Origin of the sequence: Devosia limi DSM 17137 (assembly GCF_900128975.1) — a bacterium.
GTDB classification, from domain to species: Bacteria; Pseudomonadota; Alphaproteobacteria; order Rhizobiales; family Devosiaceae; genus Devosia; species Devosia limi.
In genome coordinates this window covers 21,017-45,447 of the sequence record NZ_FQVC01000017.1, presented here as the reverse complement: position 1 = coordinate 45,447, position 24,431 = coordinate 21,017, and the positions used below count along the sequence as shown (strand labels likewise).

Below are 24,431 nucleotides of genomic sequence, written 5' to 3'. Positions count from 1 at the left end.
CCCGCGTTGGATATAGCGCTCAAAGGGCCGCTTCAAAAGAGGCTTTCCTGTGAGTCACTTTCCGGCTGCGGACGCGGTTTCTTTTTGATGACCGGGCTGCCAGCAATGGCCGCTCCCACCGCGCCATCCGCCAGCTCGATCGTCACCATGTCGCCGGGGCCCAGCGCTGCGCGTTCGCGCACCAGATTGCCGTCGGCATCCTTGATCACCGCGTAGCCGCGCGCCAAAACGCTCTTGTAGCTGAGGGACGCCAGGAGTTTGCCCGCCTGCCCCAAAGCCGCCCTGCGTTCCGACAGCCCCTGCCCGATCCCGGCCATCAGCCGCGCCGTCAGCGGCGCCAACTGGCTTTGGGAATGCCGCAGTTCCGAGCGCAGCGCATTGGGCGAGAGTTTGGGACCAATCGCCTCGAACTGGGCGCGCTTGCGTTCCACCAGCCGCCGCGCCGACAGCGCCAGCCGTTCGGCCCGGGGATCATGGGTCAGCCGCGCGCGATCCACCGATTTGCGCAGGCCGGCTTCGGCCCGCATCGAGAAATTGCGCAGCCGTTCACCCAGATCGGCATTGCGCCGGCGTAGCACCTGCTGGTTGAGCTTGGGTTCGATGCGCGAGAACGTCACCCGCTGCGCCTGCACCGAATGGCGCAGGGCCGACAGCAGATTGCTCGCCGCATGGTCCAGCCGCTGCCGCTGCGTCGCGACGAGATCAATCGGCCGGGGCAGGCCCGCTGCCGCGCCGCGCAGCCGGTCGCGATAGCTGCCCGCCAGCCGCCGCGCCGCCTGACGCTGCCGCCCGCCGAGATCGTCGACATAGGCAATGAGTTCGGCCCGCACCGGCACCGCCGCTTCCGCCGCCGCGGTTGGGGTCGGCGCGCGCATGTCGGCGGCGTAATCGATCAGGGTGGTATCGGTTTCGTGCCCCACCGCCGAGATGATGGGAATGCCGCTGGCCGCGACCGCGCGCACCACGGCTTCCTCGTTGAAGCCCCAGAGATCTTCGATCGAGCCACCACCGCGCGCCACGATCAGGATGTCGGGGCGCGGGATCGGCCCATCGACGGCCAGCGCATTAAAACCCTGGATGGCGTTGACCACTTCGGGCGCGCAGGTTTCGCCCTGCACCCGCACCGGCCAGACCAGCACATGGCTGGGGAACCGGTCATCCAGGCGATGCAGGATATCGCGGATCACGGCACCGGTCGGCGAGGTGATGACGCCGATCACCCGCGGCAGATAGGGCAGTTCGCGCTTGCGCTCGCGGGCAAACAGCCCCTCGGCCAGGAGCTTCTTGCGCCGCTCTTCGAGCAACGCCATCAGCGCGCCAGCACCGGCCGGCTCGATATTGTCGATGACGATCTGGTATTTCGACGAGCGCGGGAAGGTCGTCAGCCGCCCCGTCGCGATGACTTCGAGCCCCTCTTCGGGCTTGAAGGCCAGCCTGGCGTAATTGCCCTTCCAGACCACGGCGTCCATGGCCGCATTTTCGTCCTTGAGGGTAAAATAGGCGTGGCCCGATGAATGCTGCCCGCGAAACCCCGAGATTTCGCCGCGCACGCGCACATAACCAAAGCTGTCCTCGACCGTTCGCTTAACCGCCTGGGCGATCTCGGAGACGGTAAATTCGGCGGCATTGGTATTGGGGCTGTCCATATGCTGTTGGTGCCCGCTGCCGGCTGATGCGTCAAGGGTGGCGGCGCGCTTGCACCCATGCTAGAGGGCCGCCATCCCCGTCCCGCCGTTGAGGAGCACAGCATGCGCGTATTGGTCATTGGATCGGGCGGCCGCGAGCATGCTCTGGCCTGGAAGATTGCCCAGTCGCCACACCTGACCAAGCTGTTCATCGCCCCCGGCAATGGCGGCACCGGCGCGGTGGCAGAAAACCTGCCCGTCGATATCACCGACCACGCCGCGATCATCGCGCTCTGCCAGACCCATCAAATCGATTTCGTCGTCGTCGGCCCCGACGCGCAGGTGGTTGCCGGCCTCGGCGACGATATCCGCGCTGCTGGCTTTACCTGTTTCTGCCCTTCCAAGGCCGCCGGCCAGCTGGAGGGCTCCAAGGGCTTCACCAAGGCGCTTTGCGACGAGATGGGCATTCCCACCGCCGCCTATGGGCGTTTCACCACCGAAGCTGCGGCCCTCGCCCATGTCTACGCCCATGGCGCGCCGATCGTGGTCAAGGCCGATGGCCTCGCCGCCGGCAAGGGCGTGACCGTTGCCATGAGCGTCGAGGCGGCCGAGGAAGCCATCATCGATTGTTTCTCGGGCAGCTTTGGCGAGGCCGGGGCCGAAGTGGTGATCGAGGAATTCATGGAGGGCGAGGAGGTCAGCCTGTTCGTGCTCTGCGATGGCAAGGACACGCTGCTGCTGACCACCGCGCAGGACCACAAGCGCGCCTTTGACGGCGACACCGGCCCCAATACCGGCGGCATGGGCGCTTATTCGCCAGCCGCCATCATGAGCGATGCCCTTCTCGCCGAAGTGATGGACAGTGTCATTGCCCCAACCGTCAAGGGCCTGGCGGCCCGTGGCACCCCCTATCAGGGCGTGCTCTATGCCGGGCTGATGCTCACCGCCGACGGCCCCAAGCTGGTCGAATACAATGCCCGCTTCGGCGACCCCGAAACCCAGGTGCTGGTGATGCGCCTCAAATCGGACCTGCTGGACCTGCTCCACGCCACCGCTACCGGCACTCTGGCCGGCAAGACGACCGAGTGGAGCGATGATGTGGCGCTGACCGTGATCATGGCCACCAAGGGCTATCCCGGCCCCTATGCCAAGGGTTCGGAGATTCGGGGCACCGAAGGCCTCGACAGCCCGGAAATACATGTCTTCCACGCCGGAACGCAACGCGACGGCACGCGTTTACTTGCTGCTGGCGGCCGCGTGCTCAATGTCACGGCACTGGGTCCGACGGTGCAGGAGGCACAGAGCCGTGCTTACGCAAGCGTGGACAAGATTGACTGGCCGGATGGCTTCTGCCGCCGAGACATCGGCTGGCGGGCCATCGCCCGTAGCGCCAGCTGAACCATTCGTAAACCTCGCAGGCCTACCCTCCTCCGCAACCGTCTTTGATCGGGCACCGGCAGAGTTCCCACGCACCCCGCCGCAATCGGGCGGGGAAGCGGTTGCGAGCCAGCTGCGCCCGAAAGACGTTGAGGGGAGCCGCATGTCGACCAGTTCAGGTCCACGCATCGGGGTTGCACTGGGTGGCGGTTCGGCCCGCGGGCTCACCCATATCCCCTATATCGAAGCCATGGATGAGCTGGGGATCAGGCCCAGCGTCATTTCCGGCACCTCGATTGGCGCATTGATCGGCGCTGGCTGGGCCGCTGGGATGACCGGCGAAGACATCCGCGAGCACGCCTTCAACGTGTTGGGGACCATGCGCATCATTGCCGGCAAGCTCTGGGCCACCCAGATCCGCGGCATTGGCGGCATTCTCAAGAACGGCATCTCGATGCAGCTCGACGCCACCAGCATCGTCGACAGCTTTACCCCGGAGATGTTCCCGCTGGAGTTCAAGGATCTCAAGATCCCGCTCTATGTGGTGGCGACCGATTTCCAGTCCTGGCACCAGGTGGTGTTCAATAGCGGCCTGCTGCGCCCCGCGATTGCCGGCTCCATCGCCATTCCGAGCCTGTTCAAACCCGTGGTCTATGCCAATCACATGCTGGTGGATGGCGGCGTGGTCAATCCGCTGCCGCTCGACCAGGCCGATATCGATACCGATTTCCTCATCGGCATCGACGTCAATGGCGACCCGTCCGAGGGCATTACCAAGACCGACCACAAGGCGCTCGATATCTGGTTCGGCTCGGCGCAGATCATGATGCATTCGCTGACCGCCCATATGATGGCCGCCTATCCGCCAGACATGTATATCCGCCCCCATGTCACCACCTTCGGTGCGCTGGAATTCTGGCGCGTCCGCGAGATCGTCACCCATGCCGAAAAGGAAAAGGACCGCTTCAAGCGTATCCTCGAGGCCAAGGTCGAGGCCTATATCCAGGGCAAGATCCCGGTCATTCCCTCCAATTAGCCGAGCTGCATGACCACCGAGCCGATGGCCACCATGCCAAAGGCGATCAGCACGCCGCCCGAGATCAGCGACACCCATCTGGCAAAGCTTTCCGGCAGGCGCTTGCGCAACAAAGCCACGATGCCGCTGAGCAGGAACCACCAGGCCAGCGAGCCGAGGAACACGCCCGCCACGACGATGCCGGCGCTCAGTGCGTCGGGATTGTCCCCCAGCCCCAGTCCGGCAAACATGGCGGCAAAGAACAGGATGGTCACCGGATTGGTGATGGTCAGCACAAAGGTCGACGCCACGGTGCTGAGCAGGTCCAGTGCCCCCACCCTGGCGGCAATGGCGAGGGGCCGTGGCTGCAGGCCGCGCCAGCCCAGCCAGATCAGGAACACCCCACCGATCAGGGTCAGCGGCGTATTGATCCGCGCCAGCAAAGCCGCGAAGGCGGCAAATCCGAGCGCCGCCAGCACAGCAAAAGCCGCATCGGCAATCGCCGTACCCAATCCCCCGGCCACGCCCGCCCAGAAACCGCGCTCCAGGGTGCGATTGATGCACAGCGCCCCGATGGGCCCGACCGGCGCGGCAACTGCCAGCCCCAGCAGAAAACTCTTGGCGAACAGCAGCTCAAGCATGATCCAGCGTCGCCGCAACCGCTGTTTCCGAGACTGTCGACAGCACGATCACCGTCTCGCTGCGCGCCAGATATCCCCTGGCCTTGATGCTTCCGAGGAATGCCTCGAGATCGGCCAGCGTGCCCACCCGCACCTTGGTCAGGTAGGACCAGCCGCCGGTCACATGATGGCATTCGGTGATTGCCGGCACGGTGGCGACCCAGTCGCGAAACGCCTGTTCGTCCGCATCGCCCGCCAGCTCCACCCAGACGAAAGCCAGTACGCCCAGGCCCAGCGCCAGCGGATCGATATCGACGGTGAACCGCCGGATCGCGCCACTGGCCGTCATTCGGCGGATGCGTTCGTTTACGGCCGATACCGACATGCCGACACTGCCGCCGATATCAGCCAGCGAACGGCGGGAGTCCTCGGTGAGCAGCGCAATGATTTTGCGGTCGATTGTGTCCATGGCCGCATAATATCCGGCCAAGATGAATATTCAAGATAATTTTTACTGCAAACTTGCAAAGCACCACCCAAACGACCGGCGTCCTGAGAAAACACGACAAATCTGACGGCGCATCCTCCATTGCCGCTCGATCGATAATCCGGCACAGGTTCGCCCTCACCTCACGTCTGGATACCCATCATGTCCCAATCCCCCGACACCCTGATCGATGCCATCGGCACCGCCAGCCCGACCAATCACGCCATCGCCACCACGCTGCGCGCATTGGTCCGCAGCGCCGCGCCCATGGCAGAGGAAACCGTCAAATATGGTGGATTGTACTATGCCGGCGCCCGCCCGTTTTGCGGGATCTTCGCCTATGCCGCGCATGTGACGCTCGAATTCACCCGCGGCGCCGAACTCGATGATCCCGCCGGCCTCCTGCGCGGCGGTGGCCAATATCGCCGCCACCTCCGCTTCACCAGCCCCGATCAGATCGATGCCGCCGTGGTTTCAGCCTATGTCACCCAGGCGGCTGCGCTGGCTTGATTTCGCGGACCTGATCCGAGGGCCACTCTCAATACGGCACGCATTCAGCAAGGTCCCCGGATCAAGTCCGAGGACCTTGCTATGTTCAAACGCGATCAGACTTCGCGCGGATCGACGTCGAGGCTGTAATCGACCCCGCCCAGGCCAAAGCCGAACAGCTTGAGGAATTCGGCGCGGTAGGTCTTGAGATCGGCCAGGTCCGGCAGCGTCTCGGTCGACAGCAGCGGCCAGCGGCGGATCATCTCGGCCTGTACGGTGTCCGACAATTCCCAGTCGTCAACCCGGATGCGGTGCGCCTCGTCAACCACCGGATCGGCCAGCTTGGCGCGGAACAGGCGATCGATCTGCTCGATCGTGCCTTCGCCCAGACCCATTTCCGCCATCACCTTGAGCAGCAGCGTGCCATAGAGCGGCACCACCGGAATGGCCGAGCTCGCCTGTGTCACCACCGCCTTGAGCGCCACGACATAGGCGCTGCTATCGCCGAACTGACCACGGATTTCCCCGGCGGCCCGATCGAGATCGGCCTTGGCCACGCCCAGCGTGCCCTTGTGGTAGATCGGCCAGGTCAGCTCGCTCCCCAGATAGGTGTAGTTCAGCGTGGTAAAGCCATCGGCCAGCACGCCCGCTTCGCTCAGCGCCGCGATCCACAGCTGCCAGTCCTCGCCACCCATCACCTTGACGGTGGCGGCGGCCTCCTCTTCCGTCGCCGGCTCGATCACCACCTGCGAGACTTCGCCGGTCGCGGTATTGAGCGTCTTGGCTTCCACCGGCGCGCCAAATGGCTTGATCGCCGAGCGGTAGGTTTCGCCGGTCTTGGGATCGGTGCGCACCGGCGAGGCCAGGCTATAGACGATCATGTCGACCTGGCCGAGATTCTCGCGGATCGCCGCGATGGCTTCGGCCTTGATGGCGTCCGAGAACGCATCGCCTTCAACCGTCACGGCCACGCGGCCGGCCGCCTTGGCGCGCTGCTCGAAGGCGCGGTTATTGTACCAACCGGCGCTGGCGGTCTTGTTTTCCGCTGGCGGCTTTTCAAACGATACGCCCACCGTATCGGCATTGCTGCCAAAAGTGGTGACGATGCGCGAGGCCAGCCCGTAGCCCGTCGAGCATCCGAGAACCAGCACGCGGCGCGGCCCGGTCGGGATTTCGCCCTTGACCACCACATGGTCGATCTGGCGCTGAACATTGGTCGCGCAACCGGTCGGATGGGCAGTGGTGCAGATAAAGCCGCGGATTTTAGGCTCGATGATCATGGCAATGGCTCCGAAGGGACTTTGTCCCGCAATACAATGGGAAATGGCAGGCGGCTAGCCGGTTATCGTCAAAGGGCGTGCTGGGGAGCGCTCATTCGCCCCGCAGTCCCCGGAAAAAACTCTTCAGCATGGCTTCGGCCCGGGCCGCGCCAATGCCACCAATGACCTCAGGCTTGTGGTGACATGTGGGCTGCTCGAACAGCCGCACGCCATTTTCCACCGCCCCGGCCTTGCTGTCCTCGGCGGCAAAATACACCCGCCGCAGCCGTACATGGGCAATCGCGCCTGCACACATGGCGCAGGGCTCCAGCGACACATAGAGATCGCAGCCATCCAGCCGCCCGCTGCCGCGCTTGTCCAGCGCCGTGCGAATGGCCAGCATTTCGGCATGCGCGGTCGGATCGTTGAGCGCCTTCATCCGATTGCGCTCGGCGGCGAGGATGGTGTCGCCCAGCATGACCACGGCCCCCACCGGCGCTTCACCATGGGTTGCGGCTTCCTCGGCCAGGTCCAGCGCCATATCCATCGGGGAGCGTGATGCGGTCATGCCCATCCTCTAGCCGGTCCGGCCCTGCCTGCTCAAGCCTTGTCGCCGCGCACCATGGCCAGAAACGCCTCCGCCGCCTTGGTGCGATAGCGTTCCTTGTGGCGCAACAGGTAGAAACTGCGCTGCACCAGCGGCAGATCCACCATCACCAGCAGTCCCGCCGCTATCCGGGCGCTCGCGACCGCCCGCGATACCAGCGTCGCCCCCAGCCCCGCCTCGACCGCCCCCAGCACCGCTTCATTGCCCGGCAGCACCATGGCGATATCGAGCGCCGCCGCATCGATCCCCGCCTTGCCGATCATCGCATCAAACGCCGCCCGGGTTCCCGAACCGGTCTCGCGCAATACCCAGGTGCTGGCGCCATATCCCGCCGCCTTGGCCACACCCGGCGCGGCCCAATCATGCCCCGGGGCCACCACCACGATCATTTCATCCTGGTCGAGCAGGCTGACGCTCAACGCCCCTCGTTCGACCAGCCCTTCCACCAGCCCCAGTTCGGCCAGCCCGCTCTCCACGCCATCGGCGACGTGATCGGTATTGGCAAAGCGCATATCCAGCTCGATATGCGGATGCGTCTGTCGATAGGCCACCAGCCTTTGGGGCAGCCAGTAATCGGCAATGGTCTGGCTGGCCATGATCGAGAGCCGCCCCCGCAATAGCCGCGACAGGTCATCCAGCGCCCCTTCGGCCGCCTTGGCCCGGTCGAGCACCGCCTGCGCCTCGGGCAGGAAGGTGCGCCCCGCCTCGTTGAGCACGATGGCGCGTCCAACCCGGTCGAACAGCGTCACCCCATGGCGCGTCTCCAGCGCCGATACCGCCGCACTCACCGCCGATTGCGTCATATGCAGCGCCTGTGCTGCGCGGGTGATGTGCTGGCGCTCGGCGACGGCAATGAAAATCCGCAATTGTTCGAGGGTCATTTGGCGCCGCCAGATCAATCGATAATATCGAATGATCTCACATAAATCATGCGTTGGAAACGATCAACGCTTTGGCGTTATGCCTCGCGGCAGAGGTTCTCCATGTCCATGCCAATGTCTGCCGCCATCGCCAATATCCGCCCCTTCTCCCATCTGGCCAAGCCATCCGATGCGGTGCGCCTGTTCACCCCCAACTGGTTTGCCGCCACCATGGGCACCGGCATTCTGGCGGTCGCTTTCGGCCAATTCCCCGATATTCCGCTGCTGTTTACCGCCGGCATGGGCCTCTGGCTGTTCAACATCGCGCTGTTCACGCTGTTTACGGCGCTCTACGCCACGCGCTGGATCACCCATTATTCCGGCGCCAAGCGCGTGCTGGCCCATTCCAGCATGTCGATGTCGCTGGGCTGCATTCCCATGGGGCTGGCCACCATCGTCAATGGCGTGGTGTTGTTCGCCATTCCGGCCTATCCCGCGCTGGTGCCGCTCGCCTATGGCCTGTGGTGGCTCGATGCCGGGCTGGCGCTGGCCTGCGGCATCGTCGTGCCATTCATGATGTTCACCCGCCAGACCCATGCCCCCCACCAGATGACCGCCATCTGGCTGCTGCCGATCGTCGCCGCCGAAGTCGCTGCCGCCAGCGGGGCGCTGCTGGTGCCCTATCTCGCCCCGGCCGATCAGTTGACCGTCACCCTGCTCAGCTATTGCCTCTGGGCCTGTTCGGTGCCGCTGGCGCTGGGCCTGCTGGTCGTGCTCGTGGTGCGCATGATCGTCCACAACCTGCCGGATGCGGGAATGGCCAGTTCGTGCTGGCTGGCCCTCGGCCCCATCGCCACCGGCGCCCTCGGCATGCTGCTGCTGGCCGAGCACGGACCTTCCGTATTCGCCGCCAATGGCATGGCCCATTATGCCGATGCCATTGCCGGAGCGAGCCTCCTCATCGGCGTGCTGCTCTGGGGCTATGGCCTGTGGTGGCTGGGGATGGCCGTGCTCATAACCCTGCGCTATTTCCGTGGCGAAGTGCCGTTCAACCTCGGCTGGTGGGCCTTCACCTTCCCGCTCGGCGTCTATGCCGTCACCACGCTCAAGCTCGCCCACCTCATCCCCTTCGCGCCCTTCATGGTCCTTGGCTCCATCCTCGTCGCCGCCCTCGCCATAGTCTGGCTCATCGTCTCCACCCGCACCCTCGCCGGCGCCTGGCACGGCACCCTCTTCGCCGCACCATGCCTGGCCGAGGATTGAGACGTCACATTGCTGCCCACACCGTCCCCACCCACCGCCGTCATCCCGGCTTTCGCCGGGACGACGCCGTGTTTGTGGATGCGCCGCCCCCGCAGTCTGCGTCCCCTCCCCCTTGAGGGGGAGGGTCAGGGTGGGGGCGCTGCGGTTGTCACGAGGCCGGAGCGTGTGGGGCGCGCAGAACCCCCACCCTTGATCCCTCCCCCTCGAGGGGGAGGGAGACGACTGCAAATTCGTCACCAAACCAGGCCCTCAACGCCCTCAACCCGGCGAAAACCGGGATCCAGTTTCCTTATACGCATCCCCAAACTGGACCCCGGCTTTCGCCGGGGTGACGCCGAGTCTGTTGCGGCGTCATCGCCCAACCCCAAAACCGCCCCCGCAGTCTGCGTCCCCTCCCCCTCGAGGGGGAGGGTTAGGGTGGGGGTGCCGCGGTTGTCACGAGGCCGGAGCGTGTGGGGGTATGCCTCCGCAACCACCGAGCCAAAACCCACCCACCGGGCTGCCCACGGGCCTGACCCGTGGGCCACTCGCCTCCCCACCGCACCGCGCTCGTGGCACCCGACTCGCGGGTCAAGCCCGCGGGCAGCCCGGTGAGGGTTGATCGATCTCCGACAAAACAAAACTTATCCCCGCCCCCTGCCACCTCCCCCACAATGCCCCCATTCCCGCACTTCTACTGCGCGGTCGCGACGAACGGTCGGTGCGGGGAATGCCGGTGGGGTTGGGGTCGTCCTGTCCCGGTGGGCGACACCGTCAGTATCGGCTGAAAAACCGCCGCCCCTGGTTCGGTCCCACAAAAAATACCGGCGCGATGGCGAGGCTCTTGCCTCATTTCATTGCGGACTACCCGCTCGGGGCAAAAGCCTCGCCATCCCCGCACAAAGCGGGCGCCGACCAATCCTCCCCGCGCGGCCATAGCCGTAGCGGCAATTCGGCATGGGTAAGTGTGCGAACCGGGTCGGAAACCGGCAAGGCATCGCCTATATTGGGGCCCAGGAGAATCGCCCTTGCCCATCCGCCAGCTACCCGAAGACCTGATCAACCGCATCGCCGCCGGCGAGGTGGTCGAGCGCCCTGCCAGTGTGGTCAAGGAGCTGGTCGAGAATGCCATCGATGCCGGCGGCAGCCGCATCGTCGTCACCACCGCAGCCGGTGGCAAGGGCCTGATCCGCATCGAGGATGACGGCATCGGCATGGACCAGGCCGATCTGCTGCTGTCGGTCGAGCGCCACGCCACCTCCAAACTCTCTGTCGACGATCTCGACGATATCCGCACCCTGGGCTTTCGCGGCGAAGCGCTGGCCTCGATCGGCTCGGTCGCCGAATTGTCGATTTCCTCGCGCCCGGCCCATGCCGAAAGCGGGCTGCGCATCGATGTGCGCTCCGGCGTCCGCCAGGGTCCGGTCCCCCAGGCGATGAATCGCGGCACCATTGTCGAGGTCAGGAACCTTTTCGCCAATGTGCCGGCCCGCCTCAAATTCCTCAAGACCGACCGCGGCGAAGGCGGCGCCATCACCGATGTGATCAAGCGCCTCGCCATGGCCAATCCTTCCGTGCATTTCGTGCTCAATGGCACCGATCGCAGCCTCTCCAACTGGCCCTCGGTCAATGGCACCGGCGCACTCGAAGCCCGGCTGGCCCAGGTTATCGGCGATGATTTCGCGCAGAATGCCGTCCGCCTCGCCACCGCCCGCCATGGCGTTGTCGTCGCTGGCCTGGCGGGCCTGCCGACCTATACCCGCGCCAATTCGCTCAGCCAGTTCTACTTCGTCAACGGCCGCTCGGTGCGCGACAAGGTGCTGGTCGGCGCTGTCCGCGCCGCTTATGCCGATTACATCTTCCGCGACCGTTTCCCGGTCGTCGCCCTCTATATCGCCATCGATCCGGCCGAGGTTGACGTCAATGTCCACCCCGCCAAGGCCGAGCTGCGCTTCCGCGACCCCGGCGCCGTGCGCAGCGCCGTCATTCGCGCTATTGGCAAGGCGTTGTCCGCCGCTGGCTTCAAGGCCTCGACCAGCGTCGCCGAAGACGTGCTCGGCGCCTTCACCACGCCCAATTACGAAGCCGCCCCACCGCCGCAGCAGCAGCTGCCACCGGCGCAGTACGGCGCCGCGCCGCTGCTGCGCAGTTCTGGCCAGCCGCGCCCGATCGAGCCGGCCATGCTGTCGCGCTTCGAAGGCTTTACCGAGCCGAGCGCCAGGGTGGAAAGCAGCCCCGAGGAAGTCCCCGAGATGGTCGAATTTCCGCTCGGGACCGCGCGGGCGCAGATGTTTGACAATTTCATCATTGCCCAGAATGGCGAAGGCCTGCTGCTGGTCGATCAGCACGCCGCCCATGAGCGGCTGGTCTATGAGCGCTTCAAGGCGCAACTGGCCTCCGGCCCAGTTGCCAGCCAGGCGCAGCTGATTCCGGTGGTCATCGAGCTCCCTGAAGAGGATTGCGCCCGCCTCGAAGAGGCAGCGCCGGAGTTCGAGCGTTTCGGGCTTTATCTCGAACGCTTCGGCCCCCGCGCCATTGCCGTGCGCGAAACCCCGGCCCTGCTCGGCCAGACCGATATTTCCGGGCTCATTCGCGATCTCGCCGATGGCCTCGCCGAATGGGATAGCAGCACCGCCATCAGCGACCGGATGGACGAGATCATCGGCCGCATGGCCTGCCATGGCTCGGTGCGTTCAGGACGCCGCCTGCGGGTCGACGAGATGAATGCGCTGCTGCGCGACATGGAGGCCACGCCCCATTCCGGCCAGTGCATCCATGGGCGTCCCACCTATGTCGAGCTCAAGAAGCGCGATATCGAACGCCTGTTCGGACGGAGCCGCTGATGACCAGTGGCATTCACCACATCACCCTGATCACCGCCAATGTGCAGGCCAATGTCGATTTCTATGTCGGCTTTCTCGGCCTGCGGCTGGTCAAGCGCACCGGCGGCTATGAAGACCCGCGCCAGCTGCATCTGTTCTATGGCGATTATGCCGCCAATCCCGGCTCGCTGCTCACCTTCCTCGTCTGGCAGGATGGCTCCCCCGGCCGTGCCGGCGAGGGGCAGGTCAGCGAGATCGGGCTGGCAATCGATCCGGCCAGCATCGGCTTCTGGCTGGAACGGGCGCTGCGCCACCAGGTCAAGGTCGAGGGCACCGGGCAGGCCTTTGGCGAAACCGAATTGCGGCTGCGCGATCCCGATGGCGTGGTCATCAAGCTGGTCGGCGCCAATTTGCCGCCGCTCGACGCACCCAAGGCCAGCGATATACCGCCCGAACACGCCATCAGGCGCATTCGCGGCGCCACCATTCTCTCGGCCACGCCCGAGCAGACCACGGCGTTCATCAGCAACCATTTCGGCTTCCGCCCCGCTGGCCGCGACGGCACCACCGAGCGGCTCGTGTCCGATATCGGCGACACGGTCGATATCCGCGATGCCACCGGCTTCTGGCGCGGCGCCCCCGGCCCCGGCTCCGCCGATCACATCGCCTTCCGGGCCCCCGATGCCGAAGCCGTCCATGCCGTCGAGCGCGACCTGGCCAAGCGCAATTCCAGCCTGACCAACCTGCACGACCGCAATTATTTCACCTCGCTCTACGTCCGCGAGCCTGGGGGCGTGCTGATCGAGCTTGCCACGGACGGCCCGGGATTCACGCTCGACGAGCCGCTGGAAACGCTGGGCAGCACGCTTTTCGTGCCGCCCGACGCCGCTGCCGAGGCCGCTGACATCATTGCCCTCCTGCCCCAGTTCGGCCTGCCGGGCGAGGAGCGCGTCGTCTATCGCGACCTGCATTACATCCACCGCCTCCAGACCCCCGAGCATCCCGACGGCCAGACCATCGTCCTGCTGCACGGCACCGGTGGCAACGAGGCCGACCTGATGCCGCTGGCGCGCCGGGTCGCCCCCAATGCAGTGCTGCTCGGCCTGCGCGGACGCAGCACCGAAAGCGGTGTGCAGCGCTGGTTCCGCAGCCCCGCCCCGATGCAATTCGACCAGGCCGACATCCGCTTTGAATCCGGCGCGCTGGAAGCCTTTCTCGAGGACGCCCGGTCCGCCTATCAGCTCGACGCCGACAAGATGACGGCGCTCGGCTATTCCAACGGCGCCAACCTCATGGGCGCGGCCCTGTTGCTGCATCCCGGCCTGATCCGCCGCGCCGTGCTGCTCCGCCCCGTGCAGGTGCTCAAGGACGTCCCCGCAGCCGACCTCTCCGGCACCGCCATCCTGATCGTCCTCGGCCAGCACGATCCCTATCGCGGCAATGGCGACGACCTCGCTGCCACCCTCAAGGCCGCCGGCGCCACGGTCACCGTCAAAACCCTCGACGCCGGCCACGCCCTCTCCGACCACGACGCCCCGGCGATCGCGGAATGGTTGCAGGCTCAGGCCGCAGCTGGGCCGATATAGCGTGACTGCGGGCGGATCAGCCGTCCGTGGTCGATCTGTTCGCGGGCATGCGCTACCCAGCCGCCGACCCGACCGGCAGCAAAAACACAGGTAAAGGCCTCGCGCGGCAATCCGAGGGCCTCCAGCAACAGCGCCGTGTAGAATTCCACATTGGTTTCCAGCCGCCGGTCAGGCTTCTTCAACCGCAACAGCTTGAGCGCTGCCACTTCCGTCGCCTCGGCCAGCGCCAGCCGCTCACCCGGCGTCTGCCCGGCCAGTTTCAGCTCTGCCAATGCCGCCTTGAGCGCATCGGCGCGGGGGTCACGCACCCGGTAGATGCGATGGCCAAAGCCCATCAGCCGTCCGCCTCCGGCGAGTTCGGCCCCCAGCCAGGCCTCGGCATTGTCGCCCTCACCGATGGCGTCGAGCATATCGAGCACCGGCCCCGGCGCCCCACCATGCAGCGGCCCCTTGAGCGCCCCGAGTGCCGCCAGTACCGCCGAAGTCAGCCCTGCCCGCGTCGAGGCCACCACGCGGGCGGCAAAGGTCGAGGCATTGAGGCCATGGTCGGAAACGGTCACCAGGTAAGTGTCCAGCGCCCGCACCTGCGCCACATTGGGCGTCTCGCCGGTCAGCATGCGCAGCATGTCGGCGGCATGACCTAGGCCCGCATCCGGCGCAACCGGCTGCAGTCCCTGGCGCAGACGCAGCAGGCCGGCGGTGAACACGGCCGGAGCGGCGATCAGCTGCAGGGCCACCGCTTTATCCTCCCCATCCGCCAGCCGTGCCATAAGTGCACGCAGGGCTTCAATCGGCGTCAGCGCCAGGATTGTGGCATCGACGGCAGCAAGATGGGTGAACACGGCGGCGCGGGCCACGCCGAGTTCGGACTGGATGAGAGGGGTTTCTTTACCGAGAAAATTGCCGAGCAGCAGCGCCAACACATCTTCGTAGCGGGCGGTGCGCGCCAGATCATCGAGCGAGCGGCCCCGGATCACCAGAATCCCATTGGCGCCGTCCACATCCGAGAGGGTGGTTTCGGCGGCGATCACATCGTCCAGTCCAGAGGCCATGTTGCGTTCTCCTGTGTTGCTGGGGTACATGAGATCAATCAAGATTGACGTCAATCTTGATGCGAATGATCAATGTGGGGAAATATGGGCTGGGTCACTGCCGAAGCTGCACTCGCCCGATTGGGCACCAAGCCACAGACGCTTTACGCCAATGTCAGCCGTGGCCGCATTGCCGCCAAACCAGATCCCGCCGATCCGCGCCGCAGTCTCTACAGCAGCGAGGATGTCGAGCGCCTCGCCGCCCGCCAGCGTGGCCGTCGCAAGGCCGAGACCGTCGCCGCCCAGTCCATCGCCTGGGGCGATCCGGTGCTCAACACGGCCATTTCAACCGTGATCGACGGACGGCTGTTCTATCGCGGCGAAGATGCTGCCGCCCTCTCCCGCCATGCCGATCTCGAAACGGTCGCGGCGCTGCTCTGGCAAAGCGGCCCTGTGATTTTCCAATCCATTGCGATTCCGGCGTCGGGCGAAGGCATCACCCCCGCCTTCATAGCCCTCGCCCAATTGGCAGCCACCGACATGCCCTCACTGGAGCGCAGCCCCGCCGTGCTGCATCGGGAGGCCGCGCGCGTGGTCGGCGCGGTTGGCGCTGCGGTCACCGGCCGCCAGAGCGGTCCGCTGCATGAGCGGCTGGCAATGCACTGGCAGCGCCCGGAGGCCGCCGACATGCTGCGCCGCGCCCTGGTGCTGCTGGCCGAGCACGAACTCAATGCCTCGACCTTCGCCACTCGCGTCGCCGCCTCAACTGGCGCATCCCTGGCGGCAGCGGTGCTGGCCGGTCTGGCCACGCTCAGCGGGCCCCGACATGGCGGCGCGGCGGCGGCAATGCAGGATCTGGTCGTGGTCGCGGAACGGCTTGGCCCCGAAGGCGCAGCGCGTTCTTATCTGGCGCAGGGCCGGGCCCTGCCCTGTTTCGGTCATCGACTCTATCCGGATGGCGATGTGCGAGGCCTGGAACTGATGCAGCATTTTGCGCTGCCGCCCCTCTATCAGGGCCTGTCAGCGGCTGGCGAAACGGCGGTCGGCGAACGCCCCAATATCGATTTTGCGCTGGCTGCGCTCGCGGCAGCCTTCGATCTGCCGCAGACGGCGCCGCTAACGCTCTTCGCCCTGGGCCGGACCATTGGCTGGCTGGCTCATGCCCTGGAACAGGCCGAGAGCGGCGCATTGATCCGGCCGCGGGCCCATTATGTCGGGCCCGCGCCGATTGGCTGATTACTGGAAGACGCTGGCGCCGCGATCGGCAACACCGACGAGGCTGCGGAACCCGGCGAAAAGCTCGCGGCCCATGCCGTAATGCTCGCGGCGCAGGTCTTCGGTTGCCGGGGTGCGGGCGAAAAATTCGCGCTCGTCGCCGAGGAAAGTCAGCGTCCCTTCATTGGCATCGAGGCGGATCATGTCACCATCGCGGATCTTGGAGATCGCGCCGCCATCGACTGCCTCCGGGGTCATGTGGATCGCCGCCGGCACCTTGCCCGAAGCGCCCGACATGCGGCCATCGGTGAGCAGCGCCACCTTGAAGCCGCGATCCTGCAGCACGCCGAGCGCCGGGGTCAGCTTGTGCAGTTCCGGCATGCCCACGGCACGGGGGCCGGAGAAGCGCACCACGGCAATCATGTCGCCGGTCAACTCGCCGGCCTTGAACGCCGCCTGCAGGCCTTCCTGCCCATGGAACACCCGCGCCGGCGCCTCGATCACCCGGTGTTCGGGCTTGACCGCCGACACCTTGATCACCGACCGACCGAGATTGCCGGTCAGCAGCTTGAGCCCACCGGTCTCCTGGAACGGCGTTGCAACGCCGGTCAGCACCTTGGGCAGCGCCGATTGCTTGGGCGAGGCCTCAAAGGCCAGCTTGTCCTCGATCAGCTTGGCTTCGACGGTATAGCCGGACAGCCCATTGCCCCACACGGTCTTGACGTCCTCGTGCAGGTGCCCGCTTGCCAGCAGTTCCTGGATCAGGAAGCCCATGCCGCCAGCGGCGTGGAAATGGTTCACGTCAGCCACGCCATTGGGATAGACGCGCGCCAGCAGCGGGGTCGCGTCGGACAGGTCGCTCATGTCATCCCAGGTGATCTGCAGGCCAGCTGCAGCCGCGATAGCGATCAGGTGCATGGTGTGGTTGGTCGAACCGCCCGTCGCGTGCAGACCAACGAGGCCATTGACGATGCTCTTCTCGTCGATGACGTGCCCGACCGGGGTATAGTCATTGCCCTGTGCGGTCAGCGACAGCGCCCGGATCGTGGCTTCGCGGGTCAGCGCATCGCGCAGCGGGGTGCCCGGATTGACGAAGCTGGAGCCCGGCAGGTGCAGGCCCATGATTTCCATCAGCATCTGATTGGAATTGGCCGTGCCATAGAAGGTGCAGGTGCCGGCCGAATGGTAGGACTTGGCTTCCGCTTCGAGCAGTTCGGCGCGGCCGACCTTGCCCTCCATATAGAGCTGACGGATGCGGCTCTTTTCGTCGTTCGGCAGGCCCGATGGCATCGGCCCGGCGGGGACGAAAACAGCCGGCAGGTGACCAAAGGTCAGCGCACCGATCAGCAGGCCCGGGACGATCTTGTCGCAAATGCCCAGATAGACGGCGGCGTCGAACATATTGTGGCTGAGCGAGATCGCCGTCGCCATGGCAATGACGTCGCGCGAAAACAACGACAGGTCCATGCCCGGCTGGCCCTGGGTCACGCCATCGCACATCGCCGGCACGCCACCGGCGACCTGGGCGGTCGCGCCGATCTCGCGGGCCACGGCCTTGATGATATCCGGATAGAATTGATAGGGCTGGTGGGCGGAGAGCATGTCGTTGTAGCTCGTCACGATCCCCAGATTGAGCGCCTTGTTGCCGGCCAGCGCCGCCTTTTCGGAGGGCGAGCAGGCGGCAAAGCCATGGGCCAGATTCCCGCAGGAGAGGGCCGAGCGATAAACGCCGGCTTCGCGGGCGGCGTCGAGCCGGTTGAGGTAATCGCGGCGCGTATCGCGGCTGCGCGCGGTGATACGGTCGGTAACATCCTGGACGGATTTGCGGACAGACATTTGAGCTCCTTTATGGAGCCGCAAGTGGCCAGGGCGGTCGATTTGGGACCGCCCCGGGGACTATGGGCACCAGTAGACGGTTACAGTCTGGCCGGAGCGCAACACGGCGCGGATGGGCATGTCCTCGATGGGACCATCGCCCAGCGCAGCGTCGAGAACGCCGGCCTTTTCCTCCCCTTCGATGTGGAGGTAGAGCCCATCCGTGTCCAGAAGACGCGGAAGGGTAAAGGTGATGCGCGGTTCGCCCGCGCCAGGCGCCCGAATGGCAATGGCCGGCCCCGGCGCCGACAGCGCCTCGGCCAGGGTATCGCCACCGGGGAAGAAGGAAGCAGTATGCCCGTCGCTGCCCATGCCCAGCACGACAGCGGCAAACGGCGTCGGCAAGCCGGCCAGGAGCGCGTTGGTCTTGGCCACCGCCGCAGCGGTCGGCTCGTCGCCTCCCGAATAGAGCGGGAAGAACCGGGCGGTTGCGGCCGGGCCCTGCAGCATCTTTTCGTTGACCAGCAAGGCATTGGAACGCTCGCTGGTTTCATCGACCCAGCGTTCGTCGACCAGCGTCACGATGACCTTGGACCAGTCGATATCCTTGGTCTTGCCCAGTGTCTGGAAGAAGCGGGCTGGGGTCGAACCGCCGCTGACGGCAATCGCCGCCATGCCACGCTCGGCGATGGCCGTGCGAATGCGGTCGGCAACGGCCTCGGCCAGTTCCTTGGCCAGGGTCGGCTTGTCGGCAAAGCTGCGGCGATCGAGAGCTTGTGTCACTTAAATATCGTCCTCATACCAGGTGCGTCCGTCACGTTCGATCAGGGCAATGGCGCCGCTGGGGCCCCAGGTGCCCGCAACATAGCTCTGTGGCGCATCGCTCGAGCGGTCCCAGGCATGGCGGATCGGGTCGACCCAGTTCCAGGCGGCCTCGAGTTCGTCGCGGCGCATGAACAGTGCCTGGCTGCCACGGATCACGTCCATCAGCAGGCGCTCATAGGCTTCAGGTGTACGCTCCGAGAACGTCTGGGCAAAGCTCAGATTGAGCGGCACTTCGCGCAGGCGCATGCCGCCCGGCCCCGGATCCTTGATCATCATCATCAGCTTGACGCCTTCGTCAGGCTGCAGGCGGATGATCAGCTTATTGGCCTTGGGCGCCCCTTCTGCATGGTCGAAGATCGAATGCGGGATCGGCTTGAACTGGATGCAGATTTCCGAAACGCGCTGCGCCATGCGCTTGCCGGTGCGGAAATAGAACGGCACGCCGGCCCAACGCCAGTTCTCGACCTCGGCCTTGAGCGCCACGAACGTCTCGGTGCGGCTGCCCTTCTTGTCCTCGGGCAATTCGTCCTGATAGCCGGCCACCGAAGTGGTTTCCGACTTCACGCCCTTGTACTGGCCGCGAACGGTATTCTTGGCGACTTCGCCATTGGTGATCGGCTTGAGCGCGCGCAGTACCTTGAGCTTTTCGTCGCGCAGCGCATTGGCATCGTCGCTGGCGGGCGGCTCCATGGCCACGAGGCACAGCAGCTGCAGCATATGGTTCTGGATCATGTCGCGGAGCGCGCCGCTCTCGTCGTAATAGCCGCGCGTGCCAGCGCCGACCGATTCCGCCACGGTCAGCTGCACGTGGTCGATATGGGCCGAATTCCAGATGGGTTCGAACAGCGTATTGGCGAAGCGCAGGGCCAACAGGTTCTGCACCGTCTCTTTGCCGAGATAATGGTCGATGCGGTAAACCTGATCTTCCTTGAAGATCCTGGCCACGCCATCGTTGATTTCCATCGACGAGGCCAGATCGTGCCCCAGCGGCTTCTCGATCACGACGCGGGCGTCACGGCGATAGAGCTTCTTCTGCAGCAGGTATTCGGCGATCGGCTCGAACAGATCAGGCGCCACGGCCAGATAGAAGGCGCGCACCACCTTGGGATCGTCACGCAATTCCTTGCCCAGATCACCCGAGCCTTCCGGGTTGGTCGCGTCGACCGGCACATAGGAGAAAATCTTGATGAAGCGCTCGATAACCGCCTCGTCCTGATAGTCCTTCTCGACGAACTGGGCGATGGCATCGCGAGCGGCCTGCTGGAAATCGGCAGAACTCAGCTTGGAGCGCGACGCACCGATGATGCGGGACTGCTCGTCGAACTGCCCGTCTTTGAAACGGTGATACAACGCCGGAATCAGTTTGCGTTTGGTCAGGTCACCGGTGGCGCCGAACACCACATAGTCAAAGGGCTGGACCGGAATGATACGACTGGACACGAGGCTAAGTCCTTTATTGGCAAACGATCAGGCGGAAGCAAAGTTCTGTTTGGCGAGAATGACCGCGCCATGCAACGGCTCATAGAGCGGCAGGGCGACAAAATCGCCGTAACGCTCCTGCAACAGCGGGAAGAGGCGCTGCCCAAAGCCGCCGACGACCGCCATGACCCGGGCATCGCGTGCCTTGAACCAGTTGGCATAGGTGTCGATATAAGACAGCTGCAGATCCATCAGCGTGCGGGCGACCGGATCGCCCCGCTCGAAATGTTCAAAAAACAGCGGCATCAGGCGGCCGAATTCGGCGGGAGCCCTGCCGATCAGCAGGTTGTCATGGCCTTCCGAACCGTCATTGCCGACAATACGGACATTCTCATCGGTGCCGAACGACCAGGTCATGACGCCCTGATTGTCGCCCCCCAGCGCCGCGATAACGGCCTTGGTCAGAGGCGAGGCCAACGCCAGGCCGTCCTCGGCCTCCACCGCATGGCGCACCAGTTCGCGGCCCAGTATCGCCCCCGACATCTGATCGCCGATCTGGAAACCCCAGCCCCCGGCCTGATGGCGCTGACCATTGACGATGGCCAACGCGGCAGAGCCGGTGCCAACGATGATGACGGCCCCGTCTTCGCCACCCAGGGCGCCGGCATGGGCAATATCGATATCGTCGTAAACCTTGACGCTGGCAAAGGGCCATGGCCGCGCCGCGAAATTATCGCGCGCAGTGTGCATGCGTCCACCGGCCATGCCGAAGCAGGCAAAGGTGTTGGCGGTTTCGGCGAAATCGACACCGGCAGCGGCGAATACATCGCGGGTGCCGTCGCTGATTGCCTTGAAAGCGGGTCCGCCCTCGTCAATCTGCAGATTGGAGCGTCCGTTCTTGACTTCGGCGAGGGTTACGAGATTCTCGTCAGCCAGACGCACGCGGCAATTGGTGCCACCACCATCAACGCCAAGATAGTATTTGGGCACGCAGTCGCCTCCGCAGATTTGACAGATTCTAGAGTGTCGGTTCGGCGCGGACCATAATGCGAAAGATGCTAAGACGAAAGTAGAATAAGCGGCGAATTTCGTCTGCCAGGCGCCATGCCTGCATGGCCCGCCTGCGCAGCGCACCGGGCCATTATCGAAGGGGAATACGATGACACGACATGTGCTGGTTTTGGGCGGTGCGCGCTCGGGGAAAACCACTTTTGCCGAACGACTCACCATGCGATCGGGACATCGCCCGGCCTATCTGGCAACGGCACAGGCGCTGGACGCGGAAATGCGCGACCGTGTCGAAAGCCACCGTCGCAGCCGCGCCGCCCATTTCGCCACCATCGAAGAGCCGATTGCACTGTCCAAGGCGCTGATAGCAGCTGCAAATCATCACGACGTCATCATGGTCGATTGCCTGACGCTGTGGATCACCAATCTGCTCGTCGCCGGCGACAACGTTGCCCATGCAGTCGATGAACTGCTGGCAACATTGATGGCATTGCAGGACGTCAAGATCGTGCTGGTCAGCAATGAGGTCGGCCTGGGGATCGTGCCCGACAATGCGATGTCCCGCACTTTCCGCGACCTTGCCGGTGCGGCACACCAACGCCTGGCGGAGCTCTGCGATGACGTCTATTTCATCGTTGCCGGCCTGCCGATGACGCTCAAGGGGGAAGCGCCTCTCGTGCAGCCGCCGCCCAAGAGCGATGCCTAGGCAGCAATCAGCCAGAGAATGGCGATGGCAGCTGTCAACGCCAGCGTGACGTTGAGGGTCATGCGGTACAGCACCAGCGCCCGCAGGATGTCGCTATAAACCAGCGCCCGCTTGCCGGTGCCGAAGGCCGGCAGGTCAACAATCTCGCCATCATAGCTGCGCGGACCGCCGAGCGAAAAACCCAATGCCCCGGCAAAGGCGGCTTCCGGCCAGCCGGAATTGGGCGAAGCATGCTTGCGCGCATCACGGCGGGCCGTTGTCCAGGCCATGCCGGGGCTGGCATGGGGAACAAAGAAGCAGGCCATAGTCACCAGCACCAGCGTCAGTCGCGCCGGGATCCAGTTGACCAGATCATCCAGCTTGGCGGCGGCCCAGCCATAATGGCGATAGCGCTCGTTGAGGTGGCCAATCATCGAGTCGGCGGTGTTGATGGCCTTGTAGAGCACGATGCCTGGCAGCCCCAGCACCAGCAGCCAGAACAACGGCGCAATCACCCCGTCCGAAGTGCTCTCCGCCAGCGTTTCGATGGCGGCGCGGGACACCCCGGCCTCGTCGAGTGCCTGCGGATCGCGCCCGACAATCTCGCTGACCGCTTCGCGGCCCTCAGCGAGCGACGACTGCAGGGCATCCGCCACCGCATGAACGGCGCGGCCGAGCTCCTTCTGCGCCAGGAAGGGTGTCGCCAGCAAAACCTCGAGAATCCAGCCTTGGGGAACCGAGCGCGTGACCTGCTGGACCAGCAGCGTTACGGCCAATGCCACCAACAGCAAGACAGCCAGTGTAAAAATGCCGGCATCACGGCGTTGGCGTGGGGTTCGCTCGCGCTTGTCGACACCACGCTCCATGAAATCGATCAGCTTGCCAAACCACATCACCGGGTGGCCGATGCTGCTGACCAATTGCTGGGGATAGCCCAGGCGGCGCTCGATGATCAGGGCAAGGGCGGCGATCACGAAGTTCATGGCAGGGTCCGGACAGGCTGGGCGAGCGCCAGAAGCGCATCGAGATCGAGATGGGTTTCAAGGTGCTGCGCCAGCGCATCGAGCACCGCATCCACCCCGGCTTCGTAATCGAGATCGGCACTGGCTGCGTTGCCAATGAAACTGCGCCGGAATTCATCGGCGGCAAAGAGGCCATGCAGATAGGTCCCGGACACCAGCCCATCGGCGCTGATGGCACCTTCGGGCTCGCCCGACACATTGGCAAAAGGCCGTGCACGGTCGCCGCCCGAGGTCTCGCCCATATGCATGTGGTAGCCCGCAATCGGCAGGCCCGAGCCCGCATCATGCGCCTGCTCAACCCGCAATTGCTTGACCGGCGTCAGCACCGTTTCGACATCCAGCAGGCCCAGCCCTTCGCTCTTGCCCGGGGCACCTTCGATGCCGTCGGGATCGGCGATGGTTCTGCCCAGCATCTGATAGCCGCCACAAATGCCGAGCACGCTACCCCCAAGCCGGTGATGGGCGAGGATATCAATGTCCCAACCTTGCTGCCGCAGGGCAGCCAGATCTGCCCGTGTCGCCTTTGAGCCGGGGATAATGATCAGGTCGGCACGCGGAATTGGCCGCCCCGGCTCGACAATCACCACGTCGACGCCGGGTTCGGCGCTCAGGGGGTCAAGATCGTCGAAATTGGCGATGCGCGGCAGGCGGGGCACGGCAATGCGATATGCGCCCCCGCTTCCGGTCGTGGGCGCGTCAAGCGCCATGACGTCTTCCGCCGGCAGCCGTGCCGCTTCGGCGAAATAGGGGATCGGGCCCAGGCAAGGCACGCCGGTACGCTCGGCGATGAACGTCTTGCCAGCATCGAACAGGGTGGGGTCGCCCTGGAACCTGTTGATCAACGTGGCCACGATCAATTCGGCATCGGTCGGCGCTATCACCGCGAAAGTGCCGACCAGCGCGGCGATGACGCCCCCGCGATTGATATCGCCGATGACCACGACCGGCACATTGGCGGCCTGGGCGAAGCCGAAATTGGCGATGTCATTGGCCCGAAGATTGACTTCGGAAGCGCTGCCTGCCCCCTCCACAAGCACCAGGTCGGCATCAGCCGCGAGCTCGGCAAATGCCGTCAGCACTTCGGGCAGCAACACCGCGCGGCGAGCGAAATAATCCCGCGCGGACATCGAGCTACGGCGCTGGCCGCGGACCACCAGTTGCGCGCCGGTCTCCTGCTCGGGCTTGAGCAGGACCGGGTTCATCGTGGTCAGCGGTTCGCGGCGGGCAGCGCGGGCCTGGAGTGCCTGGGCGCGGCCGATTTCGCCGCCATCGGCGGTGACGGCGGCGTTGTTGGACATGTTTTGCGGCTTGAACGGCGCGACCTTCAGGCCGCGATTGGCAAAGGCGCGGCATAGGCCGGCGACCACAAGCGATTTGCCGACATCGGAACCGGTACCCATGAACATCAGCGACTTGGCCATG

At 65.0% G+C, this 24,431-nt stretch carries 21 protein-coding genes; 8 read left to right on the top strand and 13 right to left on the bottom strand.

The window, feature by feature from the left end; translation table 11 throughout:
- Positions 1-32 precede the first annotated feature (32 nt).
- Positions 33-1,646, bottom strand: coding sequence for an exodeoxyribonuclease VII large subunit (xseA, locus tag BUA69_RS19130; protein ID WP_046135498.1), 1,614 nt, complete (start codon positions 1,644-1,646; stop codon positions 33-35).
- A 102-nt stretch (positions 1,647-1,748) separates the two neighbouring features.
- On the opposite strand from xseA, the gene purD reads away from it, so the two are divergent.
- Both purD and BUA69_RS19120 read left to right on the top strand, forming a co-directional pair.
- A complete protein-coding gene (gene purD, locus BUA69_RS19125) occupies positions 1,749-3,023 on the top strand; it encodes a phosphoribosylamine--glycine ligase (protein ID WP_046135497.1) in 1,275 nt (424 codons plus the stop codon).
- A 142-nt stretch (positions 3,024-3,165) separates the two neighbouring features.
- Positions 3,166-4,038, top strand: coding sequence for a patatin-like phospholipase family protein (locus BUA69_RS19120; RefSeq protein ID WP_046135496.1), 873 nt, complete (start codon positions 3,166-3,168; stop codon positions 4,036-4,038).
- Here the strand turns inward: BUA69_RS19120 and BUA69_RS19115 are convergent.
- The gene (locus BUA69_RS19115; protein WP_046135495.1) at positions 4,035-4,658 is read right to left on the bottom strand and encodes a LysE family translocator; all 624 of its coding nucleotides are present in this window, start codon (positions 4,656-4,658) and stop codon (positions 4,035-4,037) included. The genes BUA69_RS19120 and BUA69_RS19115 overlap by 4 nt on opposite strands.
- Positions 4,651-5,106 carry an Lrp/AsnC family transcriptional regulator gene (locus BUA69_RS19110; RefSeq protein ID WP_046135539.1) on the bottom strand — a complete coding sequence of 152 codons (456 nt, stop codon included), beginning with the start codon at positions 5,104-5,106 and terminating at the stop codon, positions 4,651-4,653. Before BUA69_RS19110 ends, BUA69_RS19115 begins: the two co-directional genes overlap by 8 nt.
- A gap of 180 nt (positions 5,107-5,286) precedes the next feature.
- Between BUA69_RS19110 and BUA69_RS19105 the strand changes: the two genes are divergently transcribed.
- On the top strand, positions 5,287-5,634 hold the full coding sequence (locus BUA69_RS19105; RefSeq protein ID WP_046135494.1) for a DUF1801 domain-containing protein: 348 nt from the start codon (positions 5,287-5,289) through the stop codon (positions 5,632-5,634).
- A 95-nt stretch (positions 5,635-5,729) separates the two neighbouring features.
- Here the strand turns inward: BUA69_RS19105 and fabV are convergent, their stop codons facing one another.
- From fabV to BUA69_RS19090, 3 genes are all read right to left on the bottom strand, one after another.
- Complete coding sequence (gene fabV, locus BUA69_RS19100; protein ID WP_046135493.1) at positions 5,730-6,893, bottom strand: enoyl-ACP reductase FabV; 1,164 nt, start codon at positions 6,891-6,893, stop codon at positions 5,730-5,732.
- 91 nt (positions 6,894-6,984) lie between these two features.
- The gene (locus BUA69_RS19095) at positions 6,985-7,440 is read right to left on the bottom strand and encodes a nucleoside deaminase (RefSeq protein WP_143154593.1); all 456 of its coding nucleotides are present in this window, start codon (positions 7,438-7,440) and stop codon (positions 6,985-6,987) included.
- Positions 7,441-7,472: 32 nt separating this feature from the next.
- Positions 7,473-8,360, bottom strand: coding sequence for a LysR family transcriptional regulator (locus BUA69_RS19090; protein ID WP_046135491.1), 888 nt, complete (start codon positions 8,358-8,360; stop codon positions 7,473-7,475).
- A 102-nt stretch (positions 8,361-8,462) separates the two neighbouring features.
- Between BUA69_RS19090 and BUA69_RS19085 the strand changes: the two genes are divergently transcribed.
- From BUA69_RS19085 to BUA69_RS19075, 3 genes are all read left to right on the top strand, one after another.
- Positions 8,463-9,602, top strand: a complete 1,140-nt coding sequence (locus BUA69_RS19085) for an SLAC1 family transporter (protein WP_201777459.1) — start codon at positions 8,463-8,465, stop codon at positions 9,600-9,602.
- A 1,007-nt stretch (positions 9,603-10,609) separates the two neighbouring features.
- A complete protein-coding gene (mutL, locus tag BUA69_RS19080; RefSeq protein ID WP_046134519.1) occupies positions 10,610-12,424 on the top strand; it encodes a DNA mismatch repair endonuclease MutL in 1,815 nt (604 codons plus the stop codon).
- Positions 12,424-13,989, top strand: coding sequence for a VOC family protein (locus BUA69_RS19075; protein WP_046134518.1), 1,566 nt, complete (start codon positions 12,424-12,426; stop codon positions 13,987-13,989). The genes mutL and BUA69_RS19075 overlap by 1 nt, the downstream gene beginning before the upstream one ends.
- On the opposite strand, the gene BUA69_RS19070 is transcribed toward BUA69_RS19075, so the two are convergent.
- Positions 13,965-15,041 carry a citrate synthase/methylcitrate synthase gene (locus BUA69_RS19070; RefSeq protein ID WP_046134517.1) on the bottom strand — a complete coding sequence of 359 codons (1,077 nt, stop codon included), beginning with the start codon at positions 15,039-15,041 and terminating at the stop codon, positions 13,965-13,967. The genes BUA69_RS19075 and BUA69_RS19070 overlap by 25 nt on opposite strands.
- 84 nt (positions 15,042-15,125) lie before the next feature.
- Between BUA69_RS19070 and BUA69_RS19065 the strand changes: the two genes are divergently transcribed.
- Complete coding sequence (locus BUA69_RS19065; protein WP_046134516.1) at positions 15,126-16,256, top strand: citrate synthase; 1,131 nt, start codon at positions 15,126-15,128, stop codon at positions 16,254-16,256.
- On the opposite strand, the gene edd is transcribed toward BUA69_RS19065, so the two are convergent.
- Genes edd through BUA69_RS19045 form a run of 4 tightly spaced genes read right to left on the bottom strand, consistent with a single transcriptional unit; the run spans position 16,257 to position 21,284 of the window.
- Positions 16,257-18,071 (bottom strand): phosphogluconate dehydratase, encoded by a 1,815-nt coding sequence (edd, locus tag BUA69_RS19060; protein ID WP_046134515.1) that lies wholly within the window; start codon positions 18,069-18,071, stop codon positions 16,257-16,259.
- A gap of 60 nt (positions 18,072-18,131) precedes the next feature.
- Complete coding sequence (gene pgl, locus BUA69_RS19055) at positions 18,132-18,833, bottom strand: 6-phosphogluconolactonase (protein ID WP_046134514.1); 702 nt, start codon at positions 18,831-18,833, stop codon at positions 18,132-18,134.
- Positions 18,834-20,315, bottom strand: a complete 1,482-nt coding sequence (zwf, locus tag BUA69_RS19050; RefSeq protein WP_046134513.1) for a glucose-6-phosphate dehydrogenase — start codon at positions 20,313-20,315, stop codon at positions 18,834-18,836.
- Between the two features lie 27 nt (positions 20,316-20,342).
- Positions 20,343-21,284, bottom strand: a complete 942-nt coding sequence (locus BUA69_RS19045; protein ID WP_046134512.1) for a glucosamine kinase nucleotide-binding domain-containing protein — start codon at positions 21,282-21,284, stop codon at positions 20,343-20,345.
- Positions 21,285-21,453: 169 nt separating this feature from the next.
- Between BUA69_RS19045 and cobU the strand changes: the two genes are divergently transcribed.
- On the top strand, positions 21,454-22,008 hold the full coding sequence (gene cobU, locus BUA69_RS19040) for a bifunctional adenosylcobinamide kinase/adenosylcobinamide-phosphate guanylyltransferase (RefSeq protein ID WP_072866640.1): 555 nt from the start codon (positions 21,454-21,456) through the stop codon (positions 22,006-22,008).
- On the opposite strand, the gene cbiB is transcribed toward cobU, so the two are convergent.
- Together cbiB and BUA69_RS19030 are read right to left on the bottom strand one after the other, a co-directional pair.
- The gene (cbiB, locus tag BUA69_RS19035) at positions 22,005-22,970 is read right to left on the bottom strand and encodes an adenosylcobinamide-phosphate synthase CbiB (protein WP_046134511.1); all 966 of its coding nucleotides are present in this window, start codon (positions 22,968-22,970) and stop codon (positions 22,005-22,007) included. The genes cobU and cbiB overlap by 4 nt on opposite strands.
- Entirely contained in the window at positions 22,967-24,430 is a 1,464-nt protein-coding gene (locus tag BUA69_RS19030) for a cobyric acid synthase (RefSeq protein WP_143154592.1), read from the bottom strand. Before BUA69_RS19030 ends, cbiB begins: the two co-directional genes overlap by 4 nt.
- Position 24,431 lies beyond the last annotated feature (1 nt).